Here is a 9,404-nt window from a genome sequence, read left to right on the forward strand (position 1 = left end):
CCTGCAAGAAAACAAGCGGGATTTTTTGCTTCAAACATCACGCGTTTTGATGAATGCTCGCAGCGATTGGAATCGGGATGTTTCTGGATGAACGATAGCGGACCTGTGCGCTACAAGGTGGCGGAGGCCGCAAGGCTGGCGGGCGTTTCGGCCTCGACGCTGCGCCTCTGGGAAAGCCAGGGCCTTTTGGTTCCTGGCCGTTCGGAAACCGGCCATCGGCAATACAGCGCCGACGATGTGGCGCGGTTGAAGCGCATCTCTTGGTTTCGTGTCGAGCGTGGCCTCAATCCCGCGGCAATCCGTGAGGCGTTGGAAGGGGAGGAGCCTCCGGCCGATGGTGCGGAGGCAAGCCAGGGCGCCGGCCTTGGCCGCAAGCTGCGCAGCCTGCGCCATGCCGCGGGCAAGACGCTCGATCAGGTGGCTGGCGACATCGGCATCACCGCTTCGACGCTCTCGACGCTGGAGCGCACTTCGCAGGGCGTGAGCTTCAAGACCCTACATGACCTCGCCGAGTATTATGGCACTACCGTCTCGCGCCTTTCAGGCGAGGAAAGCGAGGAGGGATCGGCTGTGGTGCGTGCCGGGGCGTGGCGCACCTGGCCTGAAACAACGCCTGGAGTCGCGGTGCAGTTGCTCGCCGAAGGCCGCAGGATGATGGATTGTCATCGTTTCGTGCTGGCGCCGGGGGCGGCCAGCGAGGGCGCCTATCGTCACGAGGGCGAGGAATTCATGCATGTCCTGGCCGGCCGGCTCGAACTGGTGCTCGATAGCGATCAGTTTTTCGATCTCGGTCCGGGCGATTCGCTCTATTTCGAAAGCCGCCGCTATCATTCCTGGCGCAACCGCCACGACGGCGAAACCGTGCTTCTCTGGATCAACACGCCGCCGACATTCTGAGCTGCCCGCAGCAGGAAAGCGGTTTCGCCTTTTCTGCCTTTGCGCTATAGCGCTACTGCATAATTCCTTAGATCGGCATCAATTTAAGGATAAAATTATTCAGCACTTCAAAGTGCTACAGCGTCCTTTGCGCGTCTGAAATGTCGCGCAAAGGACGCTGTAGGGGATACGTTCGAACGAAAGATTGTCTCATGGCCGCCACCATACGTTATCACGAAGGCGATATTTCCGCGGCCGATGCCGCCCGTTACACCGGCGCAATCGCCATCGACACCGAAACGCTCGGCTTGGTGCCGCGCCGGGATCGGCTCTGCGTCGTCCAGCTTTCGCCGGGTAACGGCACCGCCGACGTCATCCGTATCGCCGCCGGCCAGAAAGAGGCCCCCAATCTCGTCGCCCTGCTCGAAGATCCCACCCATCAGAAGATCTTTCATTACGGCCGCTTCGATATTGCCGTGCTCTTCCATACTTTCGGCGTCACGACGACGCCGGTGTTCTGCACCAAGATCGCCTCGCGCCTGATCCGGACCTATACCGATCGCCACGGGCTCAAGGATAATCTCAAGGAGATGCTCGACGTTGATGTCTCCAAGGCGCAGCAATCTTCCGATTGGGCGGCCGAGCCGCTATCTCAAGCCCAGCTCGAATATGCCGCGTCCGATGTGCTCTATCTGCACGCGTTGCGCGACAAGCTGACGGAACGCCTGCTTCGCGACGGCCGGTTCGACCATGCGACGGCCTGCTTTGCATTCCTGCCGACCCGCGCCAAGCTCGACCTGCTCGGCTGGGAAGAGGCCGATATCTTCGCCCACAGCTGATTAAATTGCCTGCGACACGCAGACAGACAAAGGCCGTGGACTGGCGTGTCCGCGGCGTTAGCGATTCGTTAACGCCTCTTTCCTAAAATTCCCATTAATGTTTATGCATTTCGATGACGCGGCTATTGCGTCATGCGGACAGGAGGATCTGCTGGGATGCAAGGGGGCCGGATGAGCGCGGTCCTTTTATAGAGCCTGCTTTCATCGTCACTTTGCGAAAGGAGCATGCCATGTTGACTCCCGTTCGTGCAGCGTCCAATGCAAGCTTTTCGTCCCAAGGCCAGACTGCGGCGATCGTCGCCGGCGGCCTCGGCCGTTCTGTGATTGCGCCGGCGCCTGTCAATCCCGTCGAAGCCGCCGACCTGAATTCCGCCATTGCCGGCAAGCTCAATATCCTGCTCCTTGCCGCGCGTGAGCGCATGGTCGAAGCCCTTTTCGATGCCATCGATGCCGCCGGCCGCGCGATCTCGCTGGATCGCGGCGAGGACGAGACCAATCTTGCCTTCGCCTCCCGGCTCGCCGATGCCATCCAGCGGCTGCCGGCTCTCAGGATCGACGAGGTCGAGCGCCAATTCACCGCAGAGGGCCATAGCCTGCCGCTCCGGATGATCGCCGCAGCCCTGAAGAACCCCACAGGCCCGGAAGCAGCCCGCATCGTCGCCTATCTGGAAATCGTCCGCTACAAGGATCGCGATCTCGCCGCCCGCGCCGTCGTCCGCTCCTACGGCCAGAACGACGCTTCGCCGATGCGCGCCGAAGCTCGTCCTGAGATCCAACTTCATGAGGATCGTGGGTCTGCCGCCACGCGCCAGCCGGCAGACAAGCTATCCGCGCCGGCCAGTTTGCTGATCGAGGCCGCGGCTCTGGCGACCGCCGAGGAAGTGGTCGTCGCCGAGGCCGTGGACGCAGAAGATCCGGAAACGCAGCAGCCTCAAAACCGGGCTCAGTCCGCGTCGGCGGCGGCAAGCGAGGTCGCCCCGGAAAAATCCGCGCCGCAGGAGATCGAAGCCGCGCCGGCCTTGCCGACCGAAGCCACAGCGACCGAGGACGCGCGGGAAACGCCGGAGGCGTCTGCCATCCAGCCTCGCGCGGTGTTGGAAAAGGGCGATCCCGTCATTCCCAGGAACTGGGCAGGAATTGTCGCTTCGATGACCGAAGAGGTCTCCGCGATGATTGTCACCATCATCGGCGAGCAGGATATTGAAGCCGTCGTGGAGGATGGTCCCGTCGAGGCGGCCGTTGAGATCGATGTGATCCTCGACGAAGCCGTCATCAGCGATGCGACCGAAACCTTGACCAGGCAGCCGGCGGAGTTCGCAGCACCGGATGCGCGCCAGTCCGCAGCGCTTCACCCTTCGCCGATGGATACCGAGATCGTGACTGCGGCTGCCCGTCAGCCGAAAGAGATCGCCGCGCCACCGCCAATGATGCCGATTTCCGAGACGGCCGAGGCGTCCTATCTGCCGCTGGCCGCAAGAATGCCGGAGGGGCTTGCCTATACGCAGCTGCCTTATCAGTTCGCCAAGGATGTTCCGTCGAACGAGAAGGCCGGTGAAACGAGCCACCAGCATCAGCACCACCACGATGGGGCACCGCCAGACCAGCAGCAGGAGGATCAGCAGCAGGCGCAATCGGGCAGCGGGGATGCCACGCCCGATCTGGAAGCTGCCAACGCGGCACCTGAGCGCAGGACGCCGAGGATGATTGATTCCGAGCCGACGCCACATCAGCCAGGCGCGGCCGAAGACCCTGTTTATGCGCTCTATCAGCGCATGGTCGGCTGGGAATAAATTTCCATAATCCAAGTCATCAGGAAGCATGCAGCGGTTCCGGGATAACGAAATGCATAAAAACCAAGGACCAAAGCGCCGCGCTGGATCAACTTTGATGCGACGCGCTCTAGCCCGAAAATGAAGAACCCGCCGGATCGCTCCGGCGGGTTCTTCAATTCAAAAGGCGGATGCGAGGCTTATTCGCCGCCGCGGTTCTTCAGGGCTGCGCCCAGGATGTCGCCGAGCGAAGCGCCGCTGTCGGACGAACCGAACTGGGCAACGGCTTCCTTCTCTTCCGCAATCTCCAGAGCCTTGATGGACAGCATGATCTTGCGGTCCTTCTTGGAGAAGTTGGTGACGCGGGCGTCGAAGACCTGGCCGACCGAGAAGCGCTCAGGGCGCTGTTCGTCGCGGTCGCGGGCAAGGTCAGCGCGGCGGATGAAGGAAGTGATGTCCTCGTGGTTGACGAGCTTCACTTCAACGCCGCCATCGTTGACTGCGATGACTTCGCAGGAAACGACTGCATTCTTGCGCAGGTCGCCTGATGCAGCGGCGTCGCCGACTGCATCCTTGCCGAGCTGCTTGATGCCGAGCGAGATGCGTTCCTTCTCGACATCGACGTCGAGAACGACGGCCTTGACGACGTCACCCTTGTTGAACTCCTCGATGACCTGTTCGCCCGGACGGTTCCAGTCGAGGTCGGAGAGGTGCACCATGCCGTCGACATCGCCGTCGAGGCCGATGAACAGGCCGAATTCGGTCTTGTTCTTGACTTCGCCTTCGACTTCAGTGCCGGCCGGATGGCTGCGGGCGAATGCTGCCCACGGGTTTTCCAGCGTCTGCTTGAGGCCGAGCGAGATACGGCGCTTGGACGGATCGACTTCGAGAACGACGACTTCGACTTCCTGGGTGGTCGACAGGATCTTGCCGGGGTGAACGTTCTTCTTGGTCCAGGACATTTCCGAGATATGGATCAGGCCTTCGATGCCCGGCTCCAGCTCGACGAACGCACCGTAGTCGGTGATATTCGTAACGGTACCGGAAATCTTCTTGCCTTCCGGATACTTGGCCTGGATGCCATCCCACGGATCGCTCTCGAGCTGCTTCATGCCGAGCGAGATGCGATGGGTTTCCTGGTTGATGCGGATGATCTGAACCTTGACCTGCTGGCCGATGTTCAGGATTTCCGACGGATGGTTCACACGGCGCCATGCCATGTCGGTGACGTGCAGCAGGCCGTCGATGCCGCCGAGGTCGACGAACGCACCGTAATCGGTGATGTTCTTGACAACGCCGTCGACAACCTGGCCTTCTTCGAGGTTCTGAACGATTTCAGAACGCTGCTCGGCACGGGACTCTTCCAGAACCGTACGGCGCGAAACCACGATGTTGCCGCGGCGCTTGTCCATCTTGAGGATTTCGAAGGGCTGCGGGTTATGCATCAGCGGAGTGACGTCGCGGATCGGGCGGATATCGACCTGCGAACGTGGCAGGAAGGCGATCGCACCGTCGAGGTCGACCGTGAAGCCACCCTTGACCTGGTTGAAGATCACACCTTCGACGCGCTCGCCGGCTTCGAACTTGGCTTCGAGCTTGACCCAGCTTTCTTCGCGGCGAGCCTTCTCGCGCGACAGAACTGCTTCGCCGAGCGCGTTTTCGATACGCTCAACGTAAACTTCGACTTCATCGCCAACCTTGAGCTGGCCGTCCTTGGCGCGGGCGCCGAATTCCTTGAGCGCGATGCGGCCTTCGACCTTCAGGCCGACGTCAACAACGGCGACATCCTTTTCGATGCCCGTGACGATACCCTTGGTAACATAGCCTTCGGCCAGATCGTTCTTGGCAAAAGACTCTTCGAGAAGGGCCGCGAAATCCTCGCGAGAGGGAGTAGCTACTGACATAAAATCTCCTGCGTGTCCTGAATAGCGAAGCGGACACGTACGCGCCGGTTGGTTTGCGTTGAACGGGCCTGAACCCAGTCCGCCCTCTTTCACGAGGGCAATCCGGCGCTTGGACGGAATTTCAGGCTGCATTAACAGCGATCCATGCTCCTGAGCATGCAAAATCGCTTCAATTTAGGCATTTCGGCTCAAGACCGCATCGATGATCGATTGTGCAGCTTGAAACGCGGCCTCTATACTCATTTCCGACGTATCAAGCAAGTGCGCATCATCAGCTGGTTTCAAAGGGCTGTCGGCCCGTCCCATGTCGCGTTCGTCGCGCCGTTTGACGTCTTCGAAAATCGCATCGAAATCGGCCGTCGCCCCCTTGCCGAGGATCTCGTCGTAACGGCGTCTTGCACGGACCTCCGGCGTCGCCGTTACATAGAGTTTGATAGGCGCATCCGGGCAGACGACCGTGCCGATATCACGCCCGTCGAGCACGGTTCCCGGCGCCTTTATCGAAAACCGCCGCTGCGCCTCGACCAGCGCCCGGCGCACCGCCGGCATCACGGCAATCTTCGAGGCGGCTTCGCCGATCTCATGTTTGGAAAGTATATCGCGATCCAATCCAGCGAGTTCAACCTCCCGCGCGATCTTTTCCGCCACCGCCTCGTCGTCGAGCGGCAGGCCGGCGTCGAGCAGCGCCTTGGCTGTGGCGCGATAGGTCAGGCCGGTATCCAGATGATGGAAGCCGTATCGCTCGGCGATGCGGCGCGAAAGCGTACCCTTGCCGGCCGCCGCCGGGCCATCGATGGCGATGGTGAAGGTCTTCGTTGTCATGTGATCAATCCTGGAGCAGCGGGCTTACAGGCTCTGGCTGGAGCCAAGCATGGCGTAATCATTTGTAAACGCATAGCATTTCTTTCGCAAGGCCGTCCTTTTCGGCGACAATCTTCGCTACGTTCTGCGGCTGCCGCGGCTCGTTACCATACACCCGCCGGCCGGTCATCCGGCGGCGGCGGAAATAGCCTGCGCTCTGATCATAAAGTTTGGCTTTGACATGGGAAGCCACAGCGATTAAGGGGACCGGCTTATAAATTCCGATGGAACGCCGGCTTGATCGGCATTTGCCGAATCTCGCATTCGGCCATTCTCACGAGGCTTATAGTGGCGAAAGCGGAACTTGGAACCAAGCGTACCGATCCGGAAACCGGCAAGAAGTTTTATGATCTGAACCGGGATCCGGTCGTTTCTCCTTATACCGGCAAGTCCTACCCCCTGTCCTTCTTCCAGGAAACCTCGGCGATCGCCGAGGTTGCCGAGGAAGACGAGGTCGCGGAAGTCGATACTGAAAACACCGAAGTCGAACTGGTTTCGCTGGAAGATGCCGATGAGGCCGCAAGCGGCGACGACATCCCCGATATCGGCGATGACGATGTCGAAATCGAAGGCGATGACGACGACGATACCTTCCTCACACCCGACGAAGACGATGACGACGATGACATGAGCGACATCATCGGCGTGACCGGCGACGACGACGAAGTCTGACCACTGCATTTCGGCCCGGTGAGGAAAAAATTCTCCGGGCCGGATTTTTTAGGCTTGCTATCTCCGAAAACCGGAAGTAATAAGCCGCCACTCCGAAGGGCACGCCTTGAGGAGTATCCCAGGACCGGCCCTGAGCCGGACCACCTTGATGGGGCTATAGCTCAGCTGGGAGAGCGCTTGCATGGCATGCAAGAGGTCAGCGGTTCGATCCCGCTTAGCTCCACCAAATTTCCAGAATTATATCAACGTGTTGCGGCCAGATCGCTAAGGTCAAGGTCCGCGAACCAACGTATGGGTAGCGCGATGGGTAGCAATCGAGCATCCCTGAAATCTGCTGGAATACGCCCGAAACTATGCGACATGTCGCAACTAATTTTTCTTCCTATCTTCGGCACCAGTGTATGGGCAGTCTCGCAAAAGATAGGCAGACTATTATGCCTTTGGGATTGGGGAAATCACGATGGGCTTGAGCGGGTTCATAGGACTGCTACTGGCTTGTGCAGGAGCAGTGATCGGCGGGTTCCAAGTACTGCTTTATCTGCAGAATGGCGTTTGGGAACCGGTATCAGTTCTGGATGCTGCGCTCTACTTGTATCTCCATGTCATTGAGAGGCGTGATACCACTTGGTTTTCATCACCTGAGGACTGGGTAGGGCTCCACGACATTATGGCGGGCATACCTGCGAGCGTGTTTCTGTTCTTTTCTGGTGTGGCCCTGGTCGGCATGGACAATGAGGCCATAAGGTCCATGCCCCCTGAACAGTAGGGGCGAAGATCGGCGGGCCTTCCTTATAGTGCCATCATTACGGTGACGCCGATGGCAACCAAAGCCAGCATGGCGGCAATTATCCCCGCCCAAGCAGCGATCTTTGCCCACAAGAGCATTATCTTTCCCGATTCAGTTGTGCGCCGGGCGATCTCCCCGCGAGCTTTCAACGCTTGGGGGCTATCATTCATCCAAGCGAGTTCGGCAAGCTCGCTATCTGACAGCATCCGCGCCTGTTCTTCCATTTCCTTCGAACTGCCGGTTAAAGTCACGATTGTTTCCCACCTCGGAATCAGGACATTATATATGGCAAAGAAGAAGAAACTCGTTCTGCTTTCAACGATTGATGCGATGGCCCGGCTGGATAGAATGATGCCTATCCTGTACCGCAACATCGTTAATGCGATCCGCATCGAGGCCACGATGGAAGCCGGAAACAGCATCATTCCGACCATGCCTGATAAAGCATTTCCCGGTGCGCATGCCTTCAACGCCATCATGCAGAGCTTGGCATTTGATCTCGCGATGCACCTTGCGCGGCTCTATGACGTGGGAAACAGAAATCGGCCTGTAAACAGCCGCGATGTTGCGTCAATTCCCCTAGCGATTCGGCTTCTTAGGCAGAAGCGATGCCAGAAAGAGCTTAAAGCTCGGGCGCGAAATTGGCTTCCCGAATCGCGGAGCTACGCCGACATGTTCGAGCGAGATTGCTCGAAGGCGCTTGAGCGCGTGTCCGCGAACTACTCGGAAACCTTTAAAGGGAAGTTTGGTCGTGGTGGCCTGAAGACGCTGAAGGCATTCCGGGATACTTTCATGGCTCACTCGCTGATGACCGATGTGGATGCCAAGCCGATCTATAACCAACTCTTCCGGCTCACCGACTGCGCAAAGGCTTTCGTGGAAGACGCTCGAATTGCAGTGAGCGGCGATAACTCCAGCTTGGATGAACAAGAGCAAATATTCCTCGATCATGCTAACGAATTCTGGCGCATGGCATTGCTCGGCGAACGGCAAGACTCGTAGCTCCCGCCGTGAGGCAAAAAACAGTCGGGGCATCTATATCCAAGTGTGCAAGACTACCTCAAATGTTCTGTCATCCGGTCAAAGTCCGTTATGAAATCGGCACAGACATCGTGGACTTGCTGAAGGTACATGATTGCGTTTTCGTAAGATCCGATAACTGCCTCCCGAGCAATAGGAACTCGCTCAATATGCAGTTCCTCCAAATTGTGCTCCACGTCGCTGATTGCTTCGTCGATGGAGGAGGTTAGTTGTTCGGGCCGAATGTGAGTAAACTCTATCTCGGTCTGCACTCGGGCGAACTCAGTTCGGTCTACCAAGCCGTGCAGAAATCTAAGACGTTCAATGACATATCGGAGCGACTCCAGGCTCAAAGGTAGTTTCGCGTCTTGCCAACGGCCAAGAGTTTCCTCGCATTGCGCCTTTATGTTCGCGGAAGTTTCAGCCGCCTTCTTTGCCAGCATGTACGTAGAGCGGGTTTGGATGCCCACTGTAGTCCGATGTTGCTTTTCTGCATCTCGTACCTGCCGTGATAAGAACCAAACGGTCGGAATTGCCGCCGTTACTGCCGCTGACCTGCCACTGCGAATTTCTTCCAGAATTGATTAGAGTCCGGCCTTACGAAGGACGGACGAATGAAGAAGCAGAGATTTACAGAAGAGCAGATCATCGGTGTGCTGCGTGAGCAGGAGGCTGG

Annotated in this window: 8 protein-coding genes and 1 tRNA gene; 6 read left to right on the top strand and 3 right to left on the bottom strand. The window is 58.5% G+C overall.

Translation table 11 applies throughout. The features are described from left to right. The first annotated feature begins 87 nt into the window (after positions 1-87). From HJB83_RS32240 to HJB83_RS32250, 3 genes are all read left to right on the top strand, one after another. Complete coding sequence (locus tag HJB83_RS32240) at positions 88-897, top strand: MerR family transcriptional regulator (RefSeq protein ID WP_221116459.1); 810 nt, start codon at positions 88-90, stop codon at positions 895-897. 191 nt (positions 898-1,088) lie between these two features. Continuing rightward, positions 1,089-1,715: a ribonuclease D gene (locus tag HJB83_RS32245; protein WP_221116461.1), complete on the top strand. Its 627-nt coding sequence runs from the start codon at positions 1,089-1,091 to the stop codon at positions 1,713-1,715. 230 nt (positions 1,716-1,945) lie between these two features. Beyond that, positions 1,946-3,505: a hypothetical protein gene (locus HJB83_RS32250; RefSeq protein ID WP_207582394.1), complete on the top strand. Its 1,560-nt coding sequence runs from the start codon at positions 1,946-1,948 to the stop codon at positions 3,503-3,505. Between the two features lie 179 nt (positions 3,506-3,684). On the opposite strand, the gene rpsA is transcribed toward HJB83_RS32250, so the two are convergent. Beyond that, positions 3,685-5,388 (bottom strand): 30S ribosomal protein S1, encoded by a 1,704-nt coding sequence (rpsA, locus tag HJB83_RS32255; protein ID WP_007634197.1) that lies wholly within the window; start codon positions 5,386-5,388, stop codon positions 3,685-3,687. Positions 5,389-5,562: 174 nt separating this feature from the next. After that, positions 5,563-6,210, bottom strand: coding sequence for a (d)CMP kinase (gene cmk, locus HJB83_RS32260; protein WP_221133208.1), 648 nt, complete (start codon positions 6,208-6,210; stop codon positions 5,563-5,565). Between the two features lie 327 nt (positions 6,211-6,537). On the opposite strand from cmk, the gene HJB83_RS32265 reads away from it, so the two are divergent. Both HJB83_RS32265 and HJB83_RS32270 read left to right on the top strand, forming a co-directional pair. Next, positions 6,538-6,921, top strand: a complete 384-nt coding sequence (locus HJB83_RS32265; RefSeq protein ID WP_207582396.1) for a TIGR02300 family protein — start codon at positions 6,538-6,540, stop codon at positions 6,919-6,921. Positions 6,922-7,071: 150 nt separating this feature from the next. Further along, positions 7,072-7,147, top strand: a tRNA-Ala gene (locus tag HJB83_RS32270). 563 nt (positions 7,148-7,710) lie between these two features. Here HJB83_RS32270 and HJB83_RS32275 read toward each other — a convergent pair. Then, positions 7,711-7,959 (bottom strand): hypothetical protein, encoded by a 249-nt coding sequence (locus tag HJB83_RS32275; RefSeq protein WP_221159808.1) that lies wholly within the window; start codon positions 7,957-7,959, stop codon positions 7,711-7,713. A gap of 34 nt (positions 7,960-7,993) precedes the next feature. Between HJB83_RS32275 and HJB83_RS32280 the strand changes: the two genes are divergently transcribed. Then, positions 7,994-8,710 carry a hypothetical protein gene (locus HJB83_RS32280; protein WP_221159809.1) on the top strand — a complete coding sequence of 239 codons (717 nt, stop codon included), beginning with the start codon at positions 7,994-7,996 and terminating at the stop codon, positions 8,708-8,710. The last annotated feature ends 694 nt before the right edge of the window (positions 8,711-9,404 follow it).

Source organism: Rhizobium sp. NZLR11, from assembly GCF_019685115.1.
GTDB lineage: Bacteria > Pseudomonadota > Alphaproteobacteria > Rhizobiales > Rhizobiaceae > Rhizobium.

Coding starts and splice junctions, on each gene's coding strand:
- HJB83_RS32240 (WP_221116459.1), top strand. CDS start 88: ATGAACGATAGCGGACCTGTGCGCTACAAGGTGGCGGAGGCCGCAAGG.
- HJB83_RS32245 (WP_221116461.1), top strand. CDS start 1,089: ATGGCCGCCACCATACGTTATCACGAAGGCGATATTTCCGCGGCCGAT.
- HJB83_RS32250 (WP_207582394.1), top strand. CDS start 1,946: ATGTTGACTCCCGTTCGTGCAGCGTCCAATGCAAGCTTTTCGTCCCAA.
- rpsA (WP_007634197.1), bottom strand. CDS start 5,388: ATGTCAGTAGCTACTCCCTCTCGCGAGGATTTCGCGGCCCTTCTCGAA.
- cmk (WP_221133208.1), bottom strand. CDS start 6,210: ATGACAACGAAGACCTTCACCATCGCCATCGATGGCCCGGCGGCGGCC.
- HJB83_RS32280 (WP_221159809.1), top strand. CDS start 7,994: ATGGCAAAGAAGAAGAAACTCGTTCTGCTTTCAACGATTGATGCGATG.